Source organism: Halorubrum sp. BV1, assembly GCF_000746205.1.
GTDB lineage: Archaea > Halobacteriota > Halobacteria > Halobacteriales > Haloferacaceae > Halorubrum.
In genome coordinates this window covers 525,360-547,971 of the sequence record NZ_JQKV01000002.1, presented here as the reverse complement: position 1 = coordinate 547,971, position 22,612 = coordinate 525,360, and the positions used below count along the sequence as shown (strand labels likewise).

Here is a 22,612-nt window from a genome sequence, read left to right as displayed (position 1 = left end):
TACGCCTGTGTAATGACCGACGAAGCGGGCCGCGGCGACGAGCCGGCCTCCACAGACGAACCGGATCGCGAGCGGGATAGCGACGGCGACTCCGACGCGGTCGCCGGCAAGGAGAGCACGTTCCTCGTCACCCACGTCGAGGCCGACTCGGCGGTGTTAAAAGACGTTCACGACGGACAGGTCCACACACTGAGTTCGAACCCTGGACTCGACGAGGCCGACGCGGTCGAGGCGACCGTCGCGCCGGACCCCCCGATGGAGGTAACATATCAGGTGGTCGAGGTGGAAGAGCGGCGGAGCCTCTCGATAGCGGAGAGTGAGGAGCCGCCGACGGTTCACGAGCGCGACCTCGCGGCGGAGACCCAGACCGGCGAACTGGCTCGCGAGCCGCGCGCCGGCGTCGGGGAGGTCCATGTGCTGACGCCGCCCGACGCGGACACGCGGGACGCGGTCGACGACGTGCTCGCGGACCGTGAAGGGACGCTCGCGCGGGCGGCCCGGTTGGGCGTGAACCGCGTCGAGATCCGGTCGGAGCCCGGCGTCGTCAGCGTGCGATACCTGCCGTGAGCCCGGGGAACCGTCGCCGACGGAGTGAGCTGCCCGGACGACGCCGCTCGCGCGCGTCCGAGTGAGAAGGCTTATTCAAACCCGCGCGGGAACCGATTACCATGGTAGCGATCGAGGTACCGGAGATAAACTACACCGAGTACTCAAACCGGCAGCTCGTGGCGGTCCCGCTCGCGGTCCTCGTTCTCGCGCTCGCGATCATCGGCGGGTGGTATCTCGCCACCGGCGCGCCGGCGGACCTCGGGTTGGAGTTCACGGGCGGCGTGGAGCTCCGGATAGCCGACGACGGCGGCGACGTGGAACAGCAGATCGAAACCGCATTCGAGCGACAGCCGGACTCGGTCCGGTCGATTCCCGCCGACGACGTGTACGTCGTCACCTTCCGCGCGGCCGACGACGACCCCGAGGGGCTCGCGAACGACCTCTCGACGCAGGCCGACGAGGCCGGGCTCTCGACCGAGGCGGTCGACCAGGTCTCGCCGAGCTTCGCCAGCGACACCGCACGCACCGCCGTCTTCGGCGTCGCGCTCGCGTTCCTCGGAATGAGCGTGCTCGTGTTCGCGCTGTTCCGGACGTTCGTCCCCTCCATCGCGGTCGTCGCCTCCGCGTTCTCCGACCTCGTGATCCCCATCGCGGTGATGAACCTGCTCGGGATCCAGATGACGCTCGGCACGATCGCGGCGCTTCTCATGATCATCGGCTACAGCGTCGACTCGGACATCCTGTTGAACAACTCCGTGTTGCGACGAACCGGCGACTTCTATGAGTCGGTGAGCCGCGCGATGCGGACCGGGGTGACGATGACGCTCACGTCGATGGCGGCGATGATCGTCATGGCGGTCGTCGCGGCCGCCTTCGGCGTCGACCTCCTCCGTAACATCGGGATCATCCTCGCGGTCGGGCTCTGTGCCGACCTGATGAACACGTACCTGCTCAACGTCTCGCTGCTCCGCTGGTACAAGTTCGAGGGGGTGAGCCGCTAATGCTCGAACCGGTCAAGAAGAACTGGCGCATCCTGCTCTTGGTCGTCGTCGTGCTCGGCGCGACCGTGGCGCTGTTCGCGCCCCAGTTCGGCCCGCAGACCGCGCCGGGCGAGAACGCGAGCGAGGTCGACCAGGGGATCACGAACCTCCAGTACGGGCTCGATCTGGCCGGCGGGACGCGCGTCCGCGCCCCGCTCCTCGGCTACACCGCGACCGGCGTCGACTTCGCCGGTGACGACCCCGTGACCGCCGAGGAGGCCGTCGCCGCGGAGCTCGACGACACCGGCGCTCGCAACGTCGGCACGTACGTCGAAGACGACGCGCGGCAGATCGAGGTCACGGACGCCTCCGTGAGCGAAGACCAGTTCCGCGCGGCGATGGACGCGGCGGGGTACGCGTACGAGGATGTGCGGCCGGGCGTGACCGCTGAGACGCGGGATCTCGCCCAAGAGATCATCCAAGGTAAGATCAACGAGGCGGGCCTGTCTGGCGGGAGCGTCCAGCAGGTCCAGTCGATAACCGGACGGCACTTCATGCTCGTCGAAGTGCCCGGCGAGGGTCGAGAGGACGTCGTCTCGCTTCTCCAAGAGCGAGGGACGGTCCAGATCGACATCGCCTACCCGACCGACAACGGCACCGCGGTCCAAGAAGCGGTGTTGATCCAAGACGACTTCGAGAACATCGGCACGGCCACGCAGCGGGAGAGGACGACGCAGTCGTACGTGCCGGTCACGGTCCGGAACACCGCGGCAGGCGGCGAGCAGTCGCCGGCGGCGGTGTTCCAGCAGGCGGTCACCGACCGCGGGTTCCAGTCGGCGTATCAGACGGAGGCCGACCGGTGCGGGTACAACTCGGAGACCGGCGAGATCGAGGCGGTAAACGGGGATCGGAACCCGTGTCTCCTCCTCACCGTCGACGATGAAGTCGTCAACTCCTTCGGGATGGATCCGGACCTCGCCGCCAGCATGGCGAACGGCGCGTGGGCAGACACGGGGAGCTTCCAGCTGACGACCGGCGACTTCGCGACCGCGGAGACCATCTCCGTCAACCTGCGCGCCGGTGCGCTGCCCGCCGAGTTGGACATCAGCGGACAGGGCACGTCGAGCACCATCTCGGCCGCGCAGGGTGAAAGCTACAAGAACTACTCGCTCGTGACCGGTATCCTCGCGGTGTTCGCGGTCGCGGGCATGGTGTTCCTCCGCTACCGCGAGCCCGCGGTGGCGCTCCCGATGATCGTGACGGCGCTCGCCGAGGTGTACGCGCTCCTCGGGTTCGCAGCGCTCCTGAGCTACCCGCTCGAACTCGCGGTGATAGCCGGGTTCATCGCCGTGGTCGGGACCGGCGTCGACGACCTCGTGATCATCGCAGACGAGGTGATGAGCGAGGGCGAGGTGAACTCTCGGACGGTGTTCGACTCTCGGTTCCGCCGCGCGTTCTGGGTCATCGGAGCGGCCGCCGCGACGACCATCGTCGCGATGTCGCCGCTCATGGTGCTCTCGCTCGGCGACCTCTCCGGGTTCGCGATCTTCACCATCCTCGGCGTGCTGATCGGCGTGTTGATCACCCGCCCTGCCTACGGCGACATCCTCCGTCGGCTGCTCACGATCCGGTGAGGTCCCGTTCGGGACGCGCCCGCACCGCACACCCGCTCCCGTCGGTCCGGATCGACCGCTGACCGATTTTTGTTGGCTTCGCTGTTTCGCGTCCTCCCCTCCGCCGTCCGTGGTCGACTCACTGTCGCGCTGTTCGCGGCCGGCTCTCCCTGCTCCCGTGAGGTCACTGCGCCGTCGGAGACCCCGCCGTGCTGTGTCCGATCGCCGGAGTGTCCCCGACGAGAATCGATCACCCACGATTATGAGTGCCCAACCGACAAACTATTAGTTTAGACCAGTCTAAACCGAGTATGCCGACCGACACCGTCGAAGACTATCTCAAGGCGATCCACCGGATCGAGTCCCGGACGGGACCGCCCGTCTCCACCTCGGCGATCGCGGAGGCGCTCGGGAAGGCCCCGGCGACCGTCACGAGCATGCTCGGAACGCTCTCGGACCGCGGTCTCCTCACCCGCGAGAAGTACGCGGGCGCGGAACTCACGCCGGCAGGCGAGGTCGCCGCGCTCGAAGTCGTCCGCCGCCACCGGCTCATCGAGGCGTTCCTCTCCGAACAGCTGGGATACGAGCCGAGCGAGGTCCACGACGAGGCCGACGCGCTCGAACACCACGTCAGCGAGGAGTTCACCCGCCGGGTGGAGCGCACGCTCGATTACCCGACCGCTGACCCCCACGGCGATCCGATCCCGCCCGCAGACCTGTCTACGCCCGAGACGTCCGGGACCGCGGTGCTCGCCTCGCTCGAACCGGGATCGCGGGCGACGGTCACCCGGGTGAGCGACCGCGACCGAGACGTTCTGGAGTTCCTCTTCGACGCGGGCATCACACCGGAGACGACCGTCGACGTCGTCGACGTCACGTCGTTCGGGATGGTGACGGTCAGGACCGAAGACGAGGCCGAACACGACCTGCCCGAGGCGGTCGCCGAGCGCGTTCACGTCGCGCGGCCGCCGGAGGCCGCCGGAGCCGACGACGGCGTGGAGGCGGGAGGCGCATGACGGGGTACGCGGAGATCGTCGTGGTCGCCTTCGCCGCACAGCTCGCGGTGCTTCCGGGCGAGAAGGTCCAGTTGATGATCGCCGGGCTCGCGACGCGATACGACCCGAAGGTCGTCGTCGCGGCCGCGGGGTCGGCGTTCGCTGGCTGGACCGCCGTCGAGATCGCGTTCGGTCGGGCGCTTCAGGCCGCGTTGCCACCGCTCGCGCTCGACGCGGTGACCGCGGTGCTGTTCTTTGCCTTCGCGGTCCTCCTGTATCGGTCCGCGCCCGTCCGCAACTCCGGGTTCGGGGACGCAGAGCGGACCGACGGCGGACTCGCCGCGTTCGACGACCTCTCGCTACCGGGAAGCCTCGACCGCTACTCGGAGTCGCTCGGCGGCTTCTTTCCCATCTTCCTTCTTACCGCGACCGGTGAGTTCGGCGACAAGACGCAGCTTGTCACGATCGGGCTCGCGGTGCAGTACGGCGCGACGTCGGCGATCTGGGCCGGCGAGATGCTCGCCATCATCCCGGTGAGCCTCGCGAACGCGTACCTGTTCTCGACCTTCGCCGGCCGGTTCGACATGCGACTCGCGCACTTCGGATCCGCGCTGCTCTTCACCTTCTTCGGTGCCGACACCGTGCTCTCGATGGCCACCGGATTTTCGGTCTGGGAGGCGTTCGTCGGCACGGTCGGCGGGCTCGCGTCCGGGCTGTTCTGAATCGGTACGCGGTCGGCAAGCGCGGTTTCGCTCGGTCAGCGTTCGCGGCCGTCCCGGTCCGCCCAGCCCGGTGCAGTATATTATATACTTGCGTCGCCTCCCTCCTGGAATGAGGCGCACACGCACTCTGACCGTTCTCGTCGTCGCGGTGGTAGCCGTCGGTGCCGTCACCGGTGGCGCGGTCGCACAGCCTTCCGGTGGCGACGCGGACCTGTACGAGGCGCTGGAGGAGATGGTCCCGACGTACAACGAACACGCCGACAGCGTCGACCTCGGTCCGGTCAGCATCGCCGGGACGAGCAACATCTACATCGAGGACGGTGACTCCGTGATCACGTACTCGATGACGATAGACGACCGGAACCGCATCACGGACCTCTCCGAGAGCGCCGACGACGACGCGGTCCGGAAGATAACCACCGACCGTAAGACGATAGAACGTCTCACCGCGGCCGACAACCCGGCTCGCGCGTTCCGCGACGCGGTCGCTAACGACGACATCGTCATCACCGGGGAGGACGGCCAGACGGTCGAGCAGATAAAGTGGGCGGTGATCAACGCGTTCAAGGGATTCCTCCTGTAGCGCGGCGGCTTACGTCGCCGTCAGAACTCGTCTAACGCCGACTGCTCGGCGGCGGCGAGCAGGTCGTCACAGGTCGCCCACGACCGGCGGGCACAGTCGGGGACGTCGCCGGTGTCGGCCACGTACTCGCGGAGGAACGACCGGGTCGTCGGGTCGCTCGGATAGCCGCTGCCGAGGTCGGCGTACTCGGTGTACTCGGCATCGATCGCGGCCATTCGTTCGTCGCGGGACACCTTCGCGACGACGCTCGCAGCGCCGACGACGGGGTCGTCCGCGTCGGCTCCGTGTGCGGCGGTGACATCGACGGACGGCAGCGCCGCACCGGCTTCTGGGATCGCGTCCGTCCGGTCCGCGCCGCCGTCGCCCGCACCGTCGTCGTCTGTACCACCGTCGCCCGCACCGCCGTCCCCGTCGACGAACTCGCGCAGCCGCCGCGCGAACCGCTCCTCGCTGGTGTCGCCCGCGTCGGCGACGACGCGGATCGGCTCGTCGCAGTCGGCCGCGACGGCTCCCGAGAGGGCGGTTCGTGTCGCTCGCGCTTGGGCGCGCACGGTGAGCGTGTTCATATCAGTGTCTGGGCGGTCGATCTCGTCCGGCTCGACGAACGCGACGCCGATCGCGACCGTATCGAGTGCCGCGAGCCCGGCGTCTATCGCTTCGCGCCGGTCGGACGAGAGGCGCTTCGAGTCGTCCACGTCCGCCGGCAGGTGCGCCGGATCCGCGAGTACCGCCGCGGCCACCATCGGTCCGAGCACGGGTCCCTTGCCGGCCTCGTCGACGCCGAGATACACGCGTCGGTGGTCGTCGCTGAAGAATAAATACGTTCAGAAAGCGGTCGAGCGCGTCCGACGGGGGTAGCTACTCGACGAGGACGGCGTTGACCTGTCCGGTCTGGCCGGGACGGGAGGTGACGCGGGCGCGGCCGGCGGACGTCTCGATGATAGCGCCCTTCGTGACGATGTTCCGGCGGGCGTAGTTGACGTTCGAGGGGTTCTCGACGACGTTTTCGATCGTGGCCTCGCTGACCGCACCGTCGTCGGCGACCTGCGCGACGTTCGTCGAGAGCGCGCGGACCTTCGTCTCGGTGCCGCGGGAGTCGATGTACTGGACCCGGGTCTCACCGACGGTCGTCTCGGCGGGCTCGCGGCCGAGCTGGTGGCGCTTCTTGTTCGCGGCGTGCTTGAGTCGTCCGCCCGTGCGCTTGCGCGTGGAGCGTCCTTGGTCTTTCATACAGAGACGAACAGCCAGCGAATACTTGAACCGTTCGACTCGCACCGGGCTATACGGCCTGTCTCGCCGCCGACGCGGCACGAACCGGCCGTCGTCACGCAAACCATCTGTCGTCACGCGAACCGGCCGTCGTCACGCGAACTGCTGCTCGAACGCGCGAATCCCGTCGTCGGTGCCGACCACGACGACCTCGTCGCCGGCGACGAAGCGCGTGTCGGGTCCGATGTCGGTGATCGTCTCGTCGTCCCGCTCGATCGCGATGACGCTGCACCCGGTCGTCTCGCGAACGTCCGCCTCGGCGACGGTCTTCCCGGCCAGCCGCGGTGCCGCGCTCTGGATCACCTCGACATGGGTGTCGAGCGAGAGCACGTCACGGTCGTCGAGGACGCGTGACGCACACAGCCGCCCGGTCACCGTCGCGAGCGCGAGCACGTAGTCGGCACCAGCGCGGTGCATCTTCGGGACGCTTTCGCTCTCTTCGACCCGCGCGAGGATCTCGACGTTCGGTGCCAGATCGCGGGCGACGAGCGTCGTGAACTCCGCCACCGTGTCGTCGGGAAGCGCGAGCACGGCCGTTTGTGCGTCCTCAATACCGGCAGCGGAGAGCGTCTCCGGATCGGTCGCGTCACCGACCACGTCGACGCCCTCTGCGTCACTCTCGTCGACGACCGTCACCGGAATGCCGGCGTCGGTCAGGACTGCCGTGACCGCGCGCCCAACCTGTCCGTAGCCGACGACGACCGTCTCGCCGGCACCGAACCGACGGGTCGAGGAGTTGCTCATGTCGACGAGCCGTTCGAGTTGGTCCTCGCGTCCGGAGACCAAGAGCACGGTCCCCGCCGACAGCGTCGCGTCCGGCGTCGGCGCGGCCTCGAACTCCCCGTTGAACCACGCTCCGATCACGTTGACGCCGGTTCGCGCGCCGATGCCGCTGTTGGTGAGCGTCGTCCCGGCGAGCCCGCTCCCGTGGTGGATAGACACCTCCGCGAGCCGAAGCGAATCCCCGATCGGGACCGCCTCATCGAGGTCTGTATGCACCGCGGTCGTCACCTTCGCGGCGAGGCTCTCGCCGAGTAGCGAGCGCGGGGAGAGCACTTCGTCCACGCCGGCGAGCCGGTGGTACCGCTCGCGGTCGGGGTTCTCGACGACGCTGATGACGCGAATGTCGGACGAGATCTCCTTGGCGGCGAGCACGATGCTCGCGTCGACCTGATCTGACACGTCGGTGACGAGCGCCCGAGCGCTCGTCAGGTTCGCGCGCTGCAGCCCGTCGGTTGACTCGGGGTCGGCGCGGATCACGTCGTGATCGTCTTCGTACAGCGCCACCGCGCGGTCGGAGTCGGGCTCGACGACGACGTACGGGATCGACCCCGAGGCGAACTCAGTGAGCAGCGCGTCAGACCGTGTGGTGTCGGCACAGACCACGACGTGGTCCGTGAGGCCGTCGTCGACCGCGCGGGGGACCGTCGTCGAGAACGCCTCTTGGAGGAGCGGGGTCACGACGACGGGCAACGCGCCGATGAGGAGCACCATCCCGACCAGATCCATCACGGCGATGTACGCGTTCAGCTGTTGGCTCTCCCATGGGGCGTCGCCGCCGAAGCCGGTCGTTGTGAACATCTCGACCGAGAACCGAAGCGACTCGACGAGCGTGCGCGGGTCGTTCTCGTACACCCGCATCCCCCACCGGTAGGCGAAGGCGTTGGCGATCAGGACGGCAACGACGAACGCGGAGTACCCGACGACGCGCCGCTTCCACGAGTCCATCGAATCGCCGTACGGAACCCACCCACTAAAACGGGACGTGTGCGTTCCCGCCCCGCGTCCGCGGCCGAACGTCGAGGGTTTAAGATTCGCGGGCGTCGATGGAGGCACATGGTGCGGAACCCGCCGCGCGAGCGGGCTCCTCCGTCGGTCGACGAGGTGCTCGACGCGCTGGCCGACGACGCCGCGCGGCGGATCGTCACGGCACTTTCCGAGCCGAAGACCGCGAGCGAACTCTCCGAGGAGTGCGACATCCCGCTGTCGACGACCTACCGCAAGCTCGAACAGCTCACCGAGGCCTCGCTCCTCGAAGAGTCGACCGACATCCGCCGTGACGGACAACACACGACGCGGTATTCGGTGGCCTTCGAGTCCGTGACGGTCGCCGTCTCGGCGAATCCAGACGACGACGGCGACCCGGAGCGCCGCGAGTTCGACGTGTCGTTCACGCGCCCGGAGCGCACCCGAGATGAACGCCTGGCCGACCTGTGGTCGGAGCTACGCGAGGAAACATGACTACGTATATCGACCTGCTCATCATCGTCGCAAAGACCGCCATCCTCGTGCTCGGTGGCAGCATCACCTACTACGCCCTCCGCGCGTACGGGCGGACCGGCGACCGGTCGCTTCGCGCACTCGGTATCGGATTCGGGACCGTCACCGTCGGCGCGCTCGTCGGCGGGGTGTCCCACCAGATAATCGGAGCCGACCTCGCCGTCGGGATCGCTGTCAACAGCCTGCTGACGGCGATCGGATTCGGGGTCATCGTCTACTCGCTGTACGTGGAGTGAGGTCGGTGTGGCGGCTCGTTCGTTGACGGGTTGTGTCGCCGGTTCGCTGTCTCCGCCGTCGGACGCGACGGCCACGGAATCCCCCGTTTCGGTAGTCTTTTGCGCCGCTCGACCGTCCGACGAACCAATGAGCGACGCACGCGAAGAGCTCTCCCGTCGGATCGCCGGCGAAATAACGCTCAGCGACGATCCCGGGGCGACGCTCCGGAAGTGGCGGACCGACTTCGACGTCTCACAGACCGAACTCGCAGACCAGCTCGACGTCTCCTCTTCCGTGATCTCCGACTACGAGAGCGGCCGCCGCGAGAGCCCCGGCATCGGCGTCGTGCGGCGCACCGTCGACGGCCTCCTCGACATCGACGAACAGCGCGGCGGCGGGCGGCTCCGCCAGTACGCTCGCGTGCTCTCGGCGGGCTTCGAGAGCGACATCGTCCACGACCTCCGCGAGTACTCGACGGCCGTGTCGCTCGAGGCGTTTTACGACGCGATGGGGGCTACGGAGGTCGTGCGCGGCGATCAAGACCACGTGAACGGCCACACGGTCATCAACTCGATCGAGGCGATAACGCGGCTGTCGAGCGAGGAGTTCTACCGGCTGTACGGCCAATCCACCAACCGCGCGCTGGTTTTCACAGGGGTCACCCGCGGCGAGTCACCGCTCGTCGCCATGCGAGTCGTGAGCCCCACGCCCAACGCGGTCATCCTTCACGGTATCGAGGACAGCGAACTCTGGGAGCACGCGGCCGACCTCGCGCGGGTCGACCAGTTCTCTCTCGCGACGTCCACGAAAGACCTCGACGCGTGTCTGGCCGACCTGCAGGCGCTTTGAGCCACGCTCGGAGCGACCGACGAGCGGGTCCCCGCCCCGTCACTCGTGGTGGTGGACCCACTCTTCGGTCGGTACGAGGTCGCTCCCACCGCACGCGCCGCAGGCCTCCGGCGCTTCGAACTCGTGTTCGCCGGGAGCGATCTGTGTGGGCGTCCCGGCGTGGGTCACTTGGCAGTTCTCGCACACGAACTCCTTGACGTTCTCTGGGCTGTGTGCCATGGTACACCGTCACTATGCATCTGCATAAATGTAGTGTCTCTGTCGGGGGTGATCGGTATTCCGCGAGTAGACAGGCCCGCCACTGGTTGTCTCAGGTGCAAACGCCACGTTAGCAGGGGTACTGAACGAATCGTACGAAGCCAGGGCAGGGAGTTGAACCCCGGAAGTCTCGATTACAAGTCGAGTGCATGAACCACCCATGCTCCCCTGGCGCAGGCTGGCGTACTCGGTCCACCTATGAGTGCGTGTCGCTTTCGGCGAGCGGTTTCGTCAGCTCGACGCGGTGCGGTTCGTAGCCCCGATCCGCGTAGAACTCGCGGGCGCGGTCGTTGGCCGCGAGCGCCTCAAGCGCGACCGCGTCCGCGCCCGCCTCGCGCAGCGCCTCCTCGGCCGCGTCCAGCAGTTCGGTTCCGATCCCCTCGTCGCGCCGCTCGGGAACGACGAACAGGTTACTCACCGTCCCCCGCGTTCGGTCGCGCTCGTACCCGTTCCGGTCGAGCTCGAAGCCGACGAACCCGACGACCTCCTCCCCGACGCGAGCGACGAGCAACTCTTCGGTGACCGCGGCGCGCGCGACCCACTCCCGGACCGCCCCTCGGTTCGCCTCCGCGCGCAGTGTCGCACCGTAGCGGCGCTGTCCCGCGGCGAGTGCGACCCAGAGGTCGGTCACCGCGTCGACGTCGTCGGTAGTCGCGGGGTCGACCCGGACCCGATCGCTTTCGGGCATCACCCGTGGTTCGGCGCGACGCGTGTTGAGCCTATCGCCGGGGGACGCGGCGTGCTCGTTCTGGACCGCTCACGCCTCCCGACACTCCGGACAGACCGCCTGTCCGTTGGCGGTGACGAGGTCCGGAACGAGCGCGCCGCAGGCCTCGCACACGCCCTGCGTCGGCGACCCGTCGGCGTCGGTCGTCGACGCGTCCACGGCGGGGTCGGTCCCGCCGTCCGCGTTCGTAGACTGCGTCCGCGTTCGACGCGGCCCGTCCGCCGGCTGCTCGTCGAACGCGCCGCCCCGCACGCCGTCGCCGCTTCGAGGCGGCCTCGCGGCGAGGACGTCGCCGGCGGTGACGACGCCGACCGCCTCGTCCTCCTCGACCGCCACGACGCGATCGACGCCCTCGGCGACGAGGCGCTCCTCGACAGCCGCGAGCGCGTCGTCCGGCGCGACGGTCGGCAGCGGCGGTCCCATCGCGGACCCGACGGTCCGCTCTACGGCCCCCTCCGCGTCTGAATCCGCCGACTCCGCGTCGAGCAGCACGCCGAGCGCCTCGCGGCACGCGAGCCGACCGACCGGTCTGCCCCCGCGGACCACGACGAGACAGTCAGTCTCCTCGGAGACCATGAGGTCGGCCGTCGCCGCGAGCGAGTCGGACTCGCTCGCCCCGAGGAACTCTCGGTGCATCACGTCTCGAACCGTGGTGTCTGTTCGCATACTTCGTGGCTCACCCCCGATCGGCTAAAAACTGCCCCCGGTACGATTATACGACTCCCCCGCGTAGCCTGGGGGTTAGGGCCTCGAAAAAGGAGGCTTCAAACCCGCCCCCGTCCGATCGCGGACATGACCGTGCCTTCGTTCGTGATCGGGATCGCTGGGGGGACGGGCGCGGGCAAGACGACGGTCGCCCGGCTCGTCACCCGCGACCTCGGCGACGACGTCACCCGCATCCCGCTCGACAACTACTACGAAGACCTCACGCACCTCGATTTCGAGGAGCGCCAGTCCGTCAACTACGATCACCCCTCGGCGTTCGAGTGGGACCTCCTCAGCGAGCACCTCGAAACGCTGCTTGACGGACGCCCCGTCGAGATGCCGCAGTACGACTTCGAGACCCACAACCGGAAAGCCGACACCGTCACGGTCGATCCGACCGACGTGATCGTGCTCGAAGGGATCCTCGCGCTGTACGACGAGGAGATAAACGAGCTGATGGACCTCCGGCTGTTCGTCGAGACCGACGCCGACGTGCGTATCCTCCGGCGGATCCGACGAGACGTGATCGACCGCGGCCGCGACTTAGAGGGCGTCATCGAACAGTACCTCTCGACGGTGAAACCGATGCACGAGCAGTTCATCGAACCGTCGAAGAAACACGCCGACCTGATCATACCCGAAGGGGCGAACAGCGTCGCGGTGAACCTCTTAGAAGAGAAGCTCCGCGCGGAAGTCGGTGGCGAGTCGGGAAGCGGCTGGGAACGCGGGAGCCTCGAATCGGCGCTGGGTGAGACGCGCTCTGCGGACCTCGACGGCGACGAGTGAGTCTCAGTCGACGCGGCTCGACCTGTCGTCGCGTTTCGTCTCACCGCTCAGCTCCTCGCCTCCCCCGCTTTCGCGGCCGCCTACCGCCGCCGGTTCGCCACCCGCTCTTCTGCGGTCTCCGCGCTGACGACCTCATAAAGCGTCGCCCGCCCCCCGTCGTCTTTCGGCCGCAGGACGCGCCCGAGCCGCTGGGTGAACTCCCGCTCGCTGCCCGACCCCGAGAGGACGACGGCGACGTTCGCGTCGGGCACGTCGACGCCCTCGTCGAGCACGTTGGCCGCGACGACTCGGCTGTAGGTCCCCTCACGGAACCGCTCTAGCGTCTCGCGGCGCTCCGCCGCGCTCGTCTCGGCGGTGATCGCGGGGAGGAGGAACCGCTCTGAGAGCCGGTAGACGAGATCGGTGTGTGCGGTGAACACGATCACGCGGTCGTCGCGGTGCCGGTCGAGGATCGCCCCGAGTCGCTCGACTTTCCGCGTCGCGTTCATCATGATCGCGCGAGCGTCCTGTTTCGCTAACAGGGCCTCGCGGGCAGCCGGGTCGTTGCCCGAGCGCTTGACGAGCTCCCGATAGTCGCTCCCGCTCGTGAACGTGATGCCGGCGTCACGGACGTACTCGACGAACGTGCCCTGTCTCTCGTCGTAGCGCTGGCGTTCCTCGGGCGTCAACTCGACTTCGATCCGACGGATGTCGTAGGGTGCGAGGTGTTCCCCGGCGAGGTCGTCGACGTCGAGTCCGTACACGCGGTCGCCGAGTAGCTCTCCGACGACCTCGTGAGCGTCGTCCGGACGCTCGAACGTCGCCGTGAGCCCGAGCCGCGCGGGTGCGGCGAACAGCCGCGCAACGTCGCGGTACCCCTCGCCGCCGAGGTGGTGGACCTCGTCGAAGACGACGAACTCGAAGGCGTCGCCCACGTCCTCGGCTTTCAGGTACGCGGAGTCGTACGTCGACACCGTGATCGCCTCGCGACGCTGTTCGCCGCCCCCGAACCGGCCGATCGGCACGTCGAACTCCGCCTCCAGCTCCCGCTGCCACTGGTCGAGGAGGTCGACAGTCGGGACCACGACCAGCGTCGGGACGCCGAGGTCGACCATCGCGCGGATCGCGATCACGGTCTTGCCCGCGCCGGTCGGGAGTTCGAGCACGCCGCGGTTGCCCGCCTCGTGCCACGCGTCGAGCGCCTCGCGCTGATACTCGCGGAGGTCGTAGTCGGTCGCGAGGCCGTCGCCGAGGCCGACCGCGTCGGCGGCGCGATCGCTCGCGTCGAGCACGCGGTCGTCGACGGGGACGCCTGCCACCGCCAGCGCGCGTCGGATCGCGGCGTAGCGGTACGCGGGCGCGCGGCCCGTCTCTGACCGCGGATCGGCCTCGACGCCGGGAAGCGGGGGAAGCGGCTCGGTCGCCTCCGCGCCCGCGTCGACCCGGATCGTCCCGTCCTCGTAGGTGAGCCGGACGGTCATCGGCGAGTGTTACCGTCCGACTCACAAAGGCGCACCGTTCGGGGTTCGGCCGACTGCCGCCCGCGTCGCGCCTCCGAGCGCGGAACGCAACCGGATCGGCTCGGCTAGTCGCCCTACTTCGAGATGGTCGTCTTCACGATGCTCACGGGCGCGGTCGACTGCCGCGAGACGCGCTCTGTGACCGACCCGAGCATCCGCCGGTAGCTCCCCGACCGCGTCTTCGAGCCCATCACCGTCAGGTCGATCTCGTTCCCCTCGATGTACCGGAGGATCTCCTCGTGCGGGTCCCCGTACACGAGGTCGGTGACGGCCTCGACCCCGGCGTCTGCGGCGTGGTCGGCCACCGATTCGAGCGCCGTGCGGCCGCGCTCTTCGAGCGTCGCTTCGGCACCTTCCGCGCCGTCGACGAACTCGTCGCCGGAGTACGCGTTGACGACGCCGCTGTCGACGACGTACAGCACGTGAAGGGTCGCGTCGTACCGATTCGCGGCGTCGATCGCGTGGTCGATCGCGCGGTCGACACCTTCGCTTCCGTCCGTCGGGAGCAGTATTCGATCGTACATAGCTGGAGATTCGACACCCCGGAGAATAAATCGGTCGGCGGTTCTCACGGCCTGCACGGAGACGAGACGCGTTCGGATGTGCACCGCTGACGCGTCTGCGGTCGTTCAAATAAGATCGAGCGGTGGTCGAGCGGTTGGCCCGAGTGGTGGTCGAATCGTTCGCCCCGCGTCGGATTACTTCAGATGACGCGGTTCTGCAGGTAATCGAGGTGTTTCGCGTTGTAGACGATCTTGACCTCGTCGGTCGCCGGGCTGCCAATGCAGGTCAGGCGGACGTTCTTCTCTTCGACCTCCTCGTCGGAGAGGATCTGTTGCATGTCCATCTCGATGTCGCCTTCCTTGACGATGGACGCGCAGTTCGCACACGCACCGGCGCGACACGAGAAGGGCCAGTCGTAGCCCTGCGCCTCGGCCGATTCGAGAATGTACTCGCCCTGGTTGACGTCGAGGGAGCCGTAGTCTTCGGCGTCGAGGCCGGCGTCTGCGGCCTTTTCGAAGAGGTCGTCGTCGTCCATCGACCAACCCTGGTCGTCGAGCACTTCGTAGTTGAGGTATTCTACTGTGGGCATCATCTGGCGGTTTGATGCCCACCTCATTAGGCTTTGCTGTTCAGCGTGTTCTGCGCGAAAATCCAGCCCCCGGAGAGAGACGAGACCGAGCCAGCCGCGTTCGGCCGTCTCTCACCCGAACCCGAGCAGTACGCGCACGCAGTTCCGCTCGACGCGGCCGCAGCGGCCGCAGCGGCAGCCGGCCGTCTCGGACACGCGACGACGACCGACGGACGAGTCACTGGTCGGCGTCGCCACCCCCCGAGGCGTCGTCGCTCGGCGCTCCCTCGTCGGCGTCGAACTCGTCGACAGGGGTCACGCTGTAATCGACAGTGAGGGTGTCCTTCGTCGCGCGGACCTTCCCGACGAACGCCGAGATCTCGTCGAGGCTCCCTTCGAGCACGAAAAGCTCCATGCAGTAGCGGGACCCGACGTGGCTGTGGAAGTTCGACGCCACGATCCCCTCGTGTTCGTGTCGGAGCCGCATCATCCGCTCTTCGACGCTCGTCGTCTCGTAGTCGAACAGCACGGTCACCACGCCCATCAGGTCTCGGCCGTCTAGCCGTTCGTCTTCGAACTCGCCGAGGAGGCTCCGAGACGCCTCGCGGACGACCTCGCTGCGGCCGGTGTAGCCGTGCTCGTCTGCGAACCCGTCTATCCGCTCCAGTAGCTCCTCCGGCATCGAGACGCTGACGACCGTCATATAATAATCGACTGCACAGATGTTATTAACGTTTGAGGTTCGACTCGCCGCCCGCCGTCGTTCGTCCGCCGTCGACCCGTTCGGTGAGCCACTCGTAGTGATCGAGGAGCGCGCGCTCGCCGGCGTCGGTGAGCGCGTACACGTCCGCGATCCCCTCTCTGTGGCGGTCGAGGAAGCCGGCCTCGACGAGCGACGTCAGCGTCCCGTAGAAGGATCCGGGATCGATCCGAGCGTCGTAGTGCGATTCGAGCCGACTCTTCAGCGACTGCGCCCGCAACTCCCCGGCGTCGTACAGCAGGGCACACAGGTCGCGGCGACGACCGCTGTGGAGCCACTTCGTCATGGGCCGCGTTTCGCGCGGTTCCCCTCGACCGTTTCGGTCGACAACCGACGCTGTCACCGGCCAGCATGGCTCAATATACCCAAACGAACGACACAGTATCTCTCGGATCATGAGTTCTGTTTTCAATAAAATGGGGCCATATTAGTTGTTTAGACCGTGAAATACCCTGAAAGGTGTAGTAACAGAAGTTTCATTAGTCGCCTACTCGTGGGGATCGTATGCGCACCACGATCGAACGGGCGATCTGTCGTCACCGGTACGAGCGCCGTGCGGTCGTCATCGATCCGGACGAAGTCGTCGAGTCCTGTGCCAAGTGTGGCAAAGAGCGGGTCCGATCGGTCGCCGGGTCGTAACGCGGACCGGCCTCGCCCCTCGAACCGGCCTCGCCCCTCGGACCGACCCCGCCCCTCGGACCGGCCTCACCTCTACCGGGTCGTGCGACCGCGGCGCGCGGCACGGTGATCGCACACAGGTGATCGCACAACAGGCCGACTCCGAGACCGACCCGGCTCGATGTCAGTCGCCCGCCGGTCGGATCGGTGCCACCCGCCGGGCGATAGGGGGAAATGTACGGAACTCCTATCTGGGGTATGCTCGCGCTCGTCGGGTTCCTCACCCTCATCGCGCTCGTCGGATTCCACGTCCTGCTCGCCGGGGTGACAACTCGGTTCTTCCGTCTCCGCTTGTCGACCGGGTGGGGATCGGTCGTCTACACGGTCGTCTTGACGCCGATACTGCTTTTCGTCTCTACGCTGTTTTTCACTGGCGTGCTCAACGTCGGTATCGGCCTCGATCTGGGTAGCCCGACCATCGTTTTCGGGCTGCTCATCGTGCTCCCTCTCGTGCTCGGCGTGGCCATCGACTACCTGTACGTCCCGTCGCCGGAAGAGTACGAACTCCCGGACACCCGATGACGACGCGACGGACCGGGAGCCCCGGCCATCCGAGGACGGAGGCTCGGCTGTCATCGGACGAACCGCTACGAGTTCGTGAGGTCCCTGACGATGTTACAGACTCGGTCGCTGACCGCTGACGGCGACGCGGTCGCGTCGACGCGGTGGAATCGGTCCGGCTCGGCGTCGATCAGTCGTTCGTAGTTCTCACGGACTGCGGCGAGATAGCCGTCCTGTTCGAACTTGTTCGTCCGTCCGGAGCGCTCGGCCGCGGTCCGCGCGTCGAGGTCGAGGTATATCGTCGCGTCCGGCGGCCGCGAGAACGGGTCGTGAACGTCGCGAATGTACGCGAGCGGTCGGTCGATGTCGACGTCGCTCGCGGCGAGCGTCGCCGCCTGATACGCGAACCGCGAGTCGGAGTACCGGTCGGAGATCACGAGGTCGCCGTCCGCGAGCGCGGGCTCGATCGTCCGAGAGAGGTGGTCCGCGTGGTCCGCCGTGTAGAGGAACAGCTCCGCGAGCGGGTCGGCGTCGTCGGCCTCGATCGACCGGTAGACCGCGTCGCCGTACCAGCTATCGGTCGGCTCGCGGGTGAACGTCGCGTCGGGGAAGCGGTCGCGAAGCGCCTCCCACGCGGTCGTCTTGCCGCTCCCGTCGATCCCCTCAAGCGTGATAAGCATGGTCGCGCTCGGACGCGCCGGGGAATAAACGATCGGGGTTTCGGAGGGACGACGTCGTCCTTTTTAGTATACCGGCGGCGAACCGACGGCATGGTCAGCGACTCTCCCGGGGCGCAGCCGACACGGAGGCACCGATGGTAGCCGTCGCCGTCTCAGTCACCCGCGTGGTCGCTGCGCTCGTGTTGGTGGTGTTGAACGGTTTCTTCGTCGCGAGCGAGTTCGCGTTCGTCCGCGTCCGCTCCACCTCGGTCGAACAGCTCGTCGAGGAGGGCCGCGCCGGGTCCGGCGCGCTACAGGACGTCGTGGCGAGCCTCGACGACTACCTCGCGGCGACGCAGCTCGGGATCACGATCGCGTCGCTCGGACTCGGGTGGATAGGCGAGCCCGCGGTCGCCGCGCTCCTCGAGCCCGTGCTCGGCCCGCTGCTCCCCGAGGGCCTCGTCCACCTCGTCGCGTTCGGGGTCGGGTTCGGCGTCATCACCTTCCTTCACGTTGTGTTCGGCGAGCTCGCGCCGAAGACGATCGCCATCGCGCAGGCGGAGCGGGTCGCGCTGCTTTTGGCCCCGCCGATGAAGCTCTCTTACTACCTGTTCGCGCCCGGGATCGTCGTGTTCAACGGAGCCGCGAACTGGTTCACGCGGGCCATCGGTGTCCCGCCCGCGTCCGAGACCGACGAGACGCTCGAAGAGCGCGAGCTCCGGCGCGTGCTGGCGCGCTCCGGCGAGGCCGGTCACGTCGCCAACGCGGAAGTCGAGATGGTCGAGCGGGTGTTCGAACTCGACGACACGGTCGTCCGCGAGGTGATGGTCCCCCGCCCCGACGTGGTGAGCGTGCCGGCCGACGCCGACCTCGACGCGATCCGGACGATCGCGCTCGACGCCGGTCATACGCGCTACCCGGTCGTGGCCGACGAGGACGCCGACCGCGTGGTCGGCTTTCTCGACGTGAAAGACCTGTTGCGCGCCGCAGAGACCGGCGACGAGTCGGTCACCGCCGGCGACCTCGTGCGAGACGTGATCGTCGTGCCGGAGACGACGTCGCTCTCCGACCTCCTCGTCCAGTTCCGCGCCGAGCACCGCCAGATGGCCGCCGTCGTCGACGAGTGGGGGGCTTTCGAGGGGATCGCCACCGTCGAGGACGCCGTCGAGGCGCTCGTCGGCGACCTCCGCGACGAGTTCGACGCCGACCGCGGCGATCACACCATTCGGAAGGAAGCCGAGGGAACGTACGAGGCCGACGGCTCCGTCTCCCTATCGGTCGTCAACGAGACGCTCGGCACCGACTTCGACGGAAACGGCTACGAGACGCTCGCGGGGCTCGTGTTGGACCGTCTCGGCCGCACGCCGGATCCGGGCGATTCCGTCTCTATCGCCGGATACGGCTTCGAGGTCACGGCGGTCGACGGTGCCCGCATCTCGACCGTTCGGGTGATCCGGGCGGACGCCGCGGGAGGGTCGACAGACGCGGACGATTCCGAGAGCGACGACGCGGACGATTCCGAGAGCGGCGACGCGGACGATTCTGAGAGCGGCGACGCGGACGGTTCCGAGAGCGGCGACTGACGTCGGTGGTGCGAGAGATTCCGGGAACGCGACGCCGACGGCGGCGACGGCGACGGCACGGACGGTCACGCCGTCCGTGGTCGCGAATCCGAGGTGGGTTTTTGTTCGCACGCGATGAGGGTGCCCACATGACAGATCGGATCCTCTTTCCGACGGACGGGAGCGACGGCGCGACCGAGGTCTTCGAGCACGTCCTCGATCTCGCGGCCGACCACGCCGCGACCGTTCACGCGCTCAACGTCGCCGACACGACCCACGACAGCGTCACGCGGGTCGGCGGGGAGGTCGTCGACGTGCTCGAACGCGAAGGCGAGTCGATCGTCTCCGGCCTCGCCGACCGCGCCGCCGACCGCGGCGTCTCGGTGGTGACCGACGTCGTTCAGGGCGGCGTCGACGAAACCATCGCCACGTACGCGGCCGATCGCGATATCGATCTGATCGCGATGTCCACGCAGGGGCGCACGGGGCTCGACCGCCTGCTGCTCGGCAGCACCACCGAACGGGTTCTCAGGCGGTCGAGCGTGCCGGTGTTGACCGCCCGTCCCGGAGACGCGACGATGCGGTACCCGTACCGAAACGTCCTCGTCGCGACGGACGGCAGCGATCACGCCGACGTCGCGGTCGAGCGCGCCGCGGCGCTCGCGGCCACGGCCGGAGCGACGGTCCACGCGCTGTCCGTCGTCGACGTCGGAGCCGTCGGGAACGAGGCGTACTCGGGCGTCGGCGCGCTGATCGACGACGCGGAGGAGACCGTCGCGGCGGCGGCCGACGCCGCCGCGGTCGAGGGCGTCGAGACGGTGGAGGCCGTCGAAGTCGCCGCGTCGGCCGCCGGGGGAATCCGGTCGTACATCGCCGATCACGACGTCGACCTCGTCGCGCTTGGGACGCGCGGACGGACGGGCGTCGAGCGGTTCTTGCTCGGGAGCGTCGCAGAGCGCACCGTCCGGACCGCGCCCGTGCCGGTGTTGACCGTTCCGGGACCGGATCGCGCTCCCTAGCGGCCGACCACCCCCGCCGATCACTCCTCGTCCGGCCGTGACGAACTCGTCGACTCCGCGGTAGGTTTACGGGGCTTCCGCCCCTCACGAATCGTATGAAAGTGTTGGTAGCCGGCGGAACTGGGTTCATCGGATCGCACCTCTGCCGCGCGCTCGCTGACGGGGGTCACGAGGTGACGGCTCTCTCGCGGTCGGCCGACGACACGCCTGATGACGTCACCGCTGCCGTCGGCAACGTCACCGACTATGACTCGATCGTCGACGCGGTCGACGGGCAGGACGCGGTCGTGAACCTCGTCGCGCTCTCGCCGCTTTTCGAGCCGAAGGGGGGAAACGTGATGCACGACCGGATCCACCGCGGCGGCACCGAGAACCTCGTGCGGGCCGCAGAGGAGGGTGGCGTCGACCGGTTCGTCCAGCTGAGCGCGCTCGGTGCCGACCCGAACGGGACGACCGCCTACATCCGCGCGAAGGGTGAGGCCGAGGCGATCGTCCGCGACAGCGACCTCGACTACACGATATTCCGTCCGTCGGTCGTCTTCGGCGACGGCGGCGAGTTCGTCTCGTTCACCAAGCGACTGAAGGGAATGTTCGCGCCCGGCGTCCCCCTTTACCCCCTGCCCGGTGGCGGGAGGACCCGGTTCCAGCCAATCCACGTCGCGGACCTCGTCCCCATGCTCGTCGCGTCGCTTGAGGCGGACGACCACGTCGGCGAGATCTACGAGGTCGGCGGCCCGGAACGGCTGACGCTGCGCGAGGTGACCGACCTCGTATACGAAGCCGAACAGAAGGGGGTCACGATCGTTCCGCTGCCGATGCCGCTTGCGAAGATCGGGCTCTCGGTGCTCGGCGCGGTGCCGGGCTTCCCGATGGGCGCTGACCAGTACCGATCGTTACAGTTCGACAACACGACCGCCGACAACGACGCCGGTGCGTTCGGGGTCGACGCCGACGAACTGACGACGCTCGCCGAGTACCTCGGTGTCGAATAACATGGCGCAGGTGCTTTGCGCCGTCGAAACGGTTGAAACGAGCCGAGAGCGTCTGCCTCGCTCGCGGGCACTGATCTCAGGGCTGGTAACGTCAACCGAAGGCTTAAATACGAGTTCACAGTCTGTTATTGCCAAAGGCCGAGAGAGCACACGATGAAACTTGCAATGATCGGATTCGGACAGGCGGGGGGGAAAGTCGTCGACAAGTTCTTGGAGTACGATAAGCGAACGGGCTCGGAGATCGTTCGCGCGGCCGCGGCCGTCAACACGGCCAAGGCGGACCTGATGGGACTTGAGCACATCACCGAGGACCAGCGGGTACTCATCGGACAGTCCCGCGTGAAGGGCCACGGAGTCGGCGCAGACAACGAACTCGGCGCGGAGATAGCCGAGGAGGACATCGACGAGGTACAGGGCGCGATCGATTCGATCCCGGTCCACGAGGTCGACGCGTTCCTGGTCGTCGCCGGACTCGGCGGTGGGACGGGCTCTGGCGGCGCGCCGGTGCTCGCGAAACACCTCAAGCGGATCTACACGGAGCCCGTCTACGGGCTCGGCATCTTGCCGGGCAGCGACGAGGGAGGTATCTACACGCTCAACGCCGCCCGGTCGTTCCAGACGTTCGTCCGCGAGGTGGACAACCTGATGGTGTTCGACAACGACGCGTGGCGGCAGACCGGCGAGTCCGTTCAGGGCGGCTACTCCGAGATCAACGAAGAGATCGTCCGACGGTTCGGCATTCTGTTCGGCGCGGGCGAGATCCAGCAGGGTCAGGAGGTCGCAGAGAGCGTCGTCGACTCCTCTGAGATCATCAACACGCTCTCCGGCGGCGGCGTCTCGACCGTCGGGTACGCGGAAGAGGAGGTCGAGGAGCGAAGCTCCGGCGGATTGCTCTCTCGGCTCCGCAACGACGACGACGAGGACGAACTCGACAGCGCACACACCACCAACCGGATCACGAGCCTCGTCCGCAAGGCCGCTCTGGGACGGCTCACGCTCCCCTGTGAGATCGAGGGCGCGGAGCGCGCGCTGCTCGTGCTCGCCGGGCCGCCGGAGTACCTCAACCGGAAGGGAATAGAACGCGGTCGCAAGTGGCTCGAAGAGCAGACCGGCTCGATGGAGGTCCGCGGCGGCGACTACCCGTACCGCGGTGCCGGCTTCGTCGCGACCGTCATCCTGCTCGCGGGCGTCACGAACGTCCCGCGGATCAAGGAGCTTCAGCAGGTCGCCATCGAGGCGCAAGACAACTTAGACGAGATCCGCGAGGAGAGTGAGGAGAACCTCGACGAACTCGTCAGCGACGGCAGCGACGAGCTGGAATCGCTGTTCTGAGGCGAC

28 protein-coding genes and 1 tRNA gene are annotated in these 22,612 nt (G+C 67.7%); 16 read left to right on the top strand and 13 right to left on the bottom strand.

Translation table 11 applies throughout. The features are described 5' to 3' along the window. Positions 1-12 precede the first annotated feature (12 nt). The 6 genes from EP28_RS07365 to EP28_RS07340 all read left to right on the top strand — a co-directional run bounded on the left by EP28_RS07365 (position 13) and on the right by EP28_RS07340 (position 5,442). Positions 13-567: a DUF5812 family protein gene (locus tag EP28_RS07365; RefSeq protein ID WP_230455269.1), complete on the top strand. Its 555-nt coding sequence runs from the start codon at positions 13-15 to the stop codon at positions 565-567. A gap of 101 nt (positions 568-668) precedes the next feature. Continuing rightward, entirely contained in the window at positions 669-1,550 is an 882-nt protein-coding gene (gene secF, locus EP28_RS07360; RefSeq protein ID WP_049983342.1) for a protein translocase subunit SecF, read from the top strand. Continuing rightward, entirely contained in the window at positions 1,550-3,163 is a 1,614-nt protein-coding gene (locus EP28_RS07355) for a preprotein translocase subunit SecD (RefSeq protein ID WP_049983341.1), read from the top strand. The genes secF and EP28_RS07355 overlap by 1 nt, the downstream gene beginning before the upstream one ends. A 290-nt stretch (positions 3,164-3,453) precedes the next feature. Next, positions 3,454-4,158 (top strand): metal-dependent transcriptional regulator, encoded by a 705-nt coding sequence (locus EP28_RS07350; RefSeq protein WP_049983340.1) that lies wholly within the window; start codon positions 3,454-3,456, stop codon positions 4,156-4,158. Further along, a complete protein-coding gene (locus EP28_RS07345) occupies positions 4,155-4,859 on the top strand; it encodes a TMEM165/GDT1 family protein (protein ID WP_049983339.1) in 705 nt (234 codons plus the stop codon). The genes EP28_RS07350 and EP28_RS07345 overlap by 4 nt, the downstream gene beginning before the upstream one ends. A 109-nt stretch (positions 4,860-4,968) precedes the next feature. Next, a complete protein-coding gene (locus tag EP28_RS07340) occupies positions 4,969-5,442 on the top strand; it encodes a hypothetical protein (RefSeq protein ID WP_049983338.1) in 474 nt (157 codons plus the stop codon). 20 nt (positions 5,443-5,462) lie between these two features. Here the strand turns inward: EP28_RS07340 and EP28_RS07335 are convergent, their stop codons facing one another. The 3 genes from EP28_RS07335 to EP28_RS07325 form a co-directional block, all read right to left on the bottom strand. Continuing rightward, a complete protein-coding gene (locus EP28_RS07335; protein ID WP_049983337.1) occupies positions 5,463-6,233 on the bottom strand; it encodes a ribonuclease HII in 771 nt (256 codons plus the stop codon). A 67-nt stretch (positions 6,234-6,300) separates the two neighbouring features. Then, positions 6,301-6,672 carry a 30S ribosomal protein S8e gene (locus tag EP28_RS07330; protein ID WP_049983336.1) on the bottom strand — a complete coding sequence of 124 codons (372 nt, stop codon included), beginning with the start codon at positions 6,670-6,672 and terminating at the stop codon, positions 6,301-6,303. Between the two features lie 132 nt (positions 6,673-6,804). Further along, positions 6,805-8,439, bottom strand: coding sequence for a potassium channel family protein (locus tag EP28_RS07325; protein ID WP_049983335.1), 1,635 nt, complete (start codon positions 8,437-8,439; stop codon positions 6,805-6,807). Between the two features lie 108 nt (positions 8,440-8,547). On the opposite strand from EP28_RS07325, the gene EP28_RS07320 reads away from it, so the two are divergent. The 3 genes from EP28_RS07320 to EP28_RS07310 all read left to right on the top strand — a co-directional run bounded on the left by EP28_RS07320 (position 8,548) and on the right by EP28_RS07310 (position 10,056). Then, positions 8,548-8,952, top strand: coding sequence for an ArsR/SmtB family transcription factor (locus EP28_RS07320; RefSeq protein WP_049983334.1), 405 nt, complete (start codon positions 8,548-8,550; stop codon positions 8,950-8,952). Beyond that, positions 8,949-9,227, top strand: coding sequence for a DUF7521 family protein (locus EP28_RS07315; RefSeq protein ID WP_049983333.1), 279 nt, complete (start codon positions 8,949-8,951; stop codon positions 9,225-9,227). The genes EP28_RS07320 and EP28_RS07315 overlap by 4 nt, the downstream gene beginning before the upstream one ends. A gap of 127 nt (positions 9,228-9,354) precedes the next feature. After that, positions 9,355-10,056, top strand: coding sequence for a helix-turn-helix domain-containing protein (locus tag EP28_RS07310; protein WP_049983332.1), 702 nt, complete (start codon positions 9,355-9,357; stop codon positions 10,054-10,056). A gap of 39 nt (positions 10,057-10,095) precedes the next feature. On the opposite strand, the gene EP28_RS07305 is transcribed toward EP28_RS07310, so the two are convergent. The 4 genes from EP28_RS07305 to EP28_RS07290 form a co-directional block, all read right to left on the bottom strand. Beyond that, complete coding sequence (locus tag EP28_RS07305; RefSeq protein ID WP_049983331.1) at positions 10,096-10,275, bottom strand: hypothetical protein; 180 nt, start codon at positions 10,273-10,275, stop codon at positions 10,096-10,098. A 138-nt stretch (positions 10,276-10,413) separates the two neighbouring features. Then, a tRNA-Thr gene (locus EP28_RS07300) sits at positions 10,414-10,487 on the bottom strand. Positions 10,488-10,510: 23 nt separating this feature from the next. Beyond that, positions 10,511-11,002: a GNAT family N-acetyltransferase gene (locus EP28_RS07295; protein ID WP_049983330.1), complete on the bottom strand. Its 492-nt coding sequence runs from the start codon at positions 11,000-11,002 to the stop codon at positions 10,511-10,513. 69 nt (positions 11,003-11,071) lie between these two features. After that, positions 11,072-11,707: a CBS domain-containing protein gene (locus EP28_RS07290; protein WP_049983329.1), complete on the bottom strand. Its 636-nt coding sequence runs from the start codon at positions 11,705-11,707 to the stop codon at positions 11,072-11,074. Positions 11,708-11,833: 126 nt separating this feature from the next. On the opposite strand from EP28_RS07290, the gene udk reads away from it, so the two are divergent. Then, a complete protein-coding gene (gene udk / locus EP28_RS07285) occupies positions 11,834-12,532 on the top strand; it encodes a uridine kinase (protein ID WP_049983328.1) in 699 nt (232 codons plus the stop codon). Positions 12,533-12,612: 80 nt separating this feature from the next. On the opposite strand, the gene EP28_RS07280 is transcribed toward udk, so the two are convergent. The 5 genes from EP28_RS07280 to EP28_RS07260 all read right to left on the bottom strand — a co-directional run bounded on the left by EP28_RS07280 (position 12,613) and on the right by EP28_RS07260 (position 16,149). Beyond that, complete coding sequence (locus EP28_RS07280; protein ID WP_049983327.1) at positions 12,613-13,992, bottom strand: DEAD/DEAH box helicase; 1,380 nt, start codon at positions 13,990-13,992, stop codon at positions 12,613-12,615. Positions 13,993-14,105: 113 nt separating this feature from the next. Continuing rightward, positions 14,106-14,555 carry a universal stress protein gene (locus EP28_RS07275; RefSeq protein ID WP_049983326.1) on the bottom strand — a complete coding sequence of 150 codons (450 nt, stop codon included), beginning with the start codon at positions 14,553-14,555 and terminating at the stop codon, positions 14,106-14,108. Positions 14,556-14,734: 179 nt separating this feature from the next. Next, positions 14,735-15,124 (bottom strand): ferredoxin Fer, encoded by a 390-nt coding sequence (gene fer, locus EP28_RS07270; protein ID WP_049983325.1) that lies wholly within the window; start codon positions 15,122-15,124, stop codon positions 14,735-14,737. 217 nt (positions 15,125-15,341) lie between these two features. Further along, complete coding sequence (locus EP28_RS07265; RefSeq protein WP_049983324.1) at positions 15,342-15,806, bottom strand: CopG family ribbon-helix-helix protein; 465 nt, start codon at positions 15,804-15,806, stop codon at positions 15,342-15,344. A gap of 25 nt (positions 15,807-15,831) precedes the next feature. Continuing rightward, complete coding sequence (locus EP28_RS07260; RefSeq protein ID WP_049983323.1) at positions 15,832-16,149, bottom strand: PadR family transcriptional regulator; 318 nt, start codon at positions 16,147-16,149, stop codon at positions 15,832-15,834. A gap of 218 nt (positions 16,150-16,367) precedes the next feature. On the opposite strand from EP28_RS07260, the gene EP28_RS14665 reads away from it, so the two are divergent. Together EP28_RS14665 and EP28_RS07255 are read left to right on the top strand one after the other, a co-directional pair. Further along, complete coding sequence (locus EP28_RS14665) at positions 16,368-16,502, top strand: hypothetical protein (RefSeq protein WP_255358271.1); 135 nt, start codon at positions 16,368-16,370, stop codon at positions 16,500-16,502. 237 nt (positions 16,503-16,739) lie between these two features. Beyond that, a complete protein-coding gene (locus EP28_RS07255) occupies positions 16,740-17,063 on the top strand; it encodes a DUF7991 family protein (protein ID WP_049983322.1) in 324 nt (107 codons plus the stop codon). Between the two features lie 65 nt (positions 17,064-17,128). On the opposite strand, the gene tmk is transcribed toward EP28_RS07255, so the two are convergent. Then, positions 17,129-17,722 carry a dTMP kinase gene (tmk, locus tag EP28_RS07250; protein ID WP_049983321.1) on the bottom strand — a complete coding sequence of 198 codons (594 nt, stop codon included), beginning with the start codon at positions 17,720-17,722 and terminating at the stop codon, positions 17,129-17,131. 134 nt (positions 17,723-17,856) lie between these two features. On the opposite strand from tmk, the gene EP28_RS07245 reads away from it, so the two are divergent. The 4 genes from EP28_RS07245 to EP28_RS07230 all read left to right on the top strand — a co-directional run bounded on the left by EP28_RS07245 (position 17,857) and on the right by EP28_RS07230 (position 22,606). Then, entirely contained in the window at positions 17,857-19,284 is a 1,428-nt protein-coding gene (locus EP28_RS07245; RefSeq protein ID WP_049983320.1) for a hemolysin family protein, read from the top strand. Between the two features lie 128 nt (positions 19,285-19,412). Next, positions 19,413-20,282, top strand: a complete 870-nt coding sequence (locus EP28_RS07240; protein WP_049983319.1) for a universal stress protein — start codon at positions 19,413-19,415, stop codon at positions 20,280-20,282. 95 nt (positions 20,283-20,377) lie between these two features. Then, the gene (locus tag EP28_RS07235; RefSeq protein ID WP_049983318.1) at positions 20,378-21,274 is read left to right on the top strand and encodes a complex I NDUFA9 subunit family protein; all 897 of its coding nucleotides are present in this window, start codon (positions 20,378-20,380) and stop codon (positions 21,272-21,274) included. Between the two features lie 153 nt (positions 21,275-21,427). Further along, on the top strand, positions 21,428-22,606 hold the full coding sequence (locus EP28_RS07230) for a tubulin/FtsZ family protein (protein WP_196219617.1): 1,179 nt from the start codon (positions 21,428-21,430) through the stop codon (positions 22,604-22,606). The last annotated feature ends 6 nt before the right edge of the window (positions 22,607-22,612 follow it).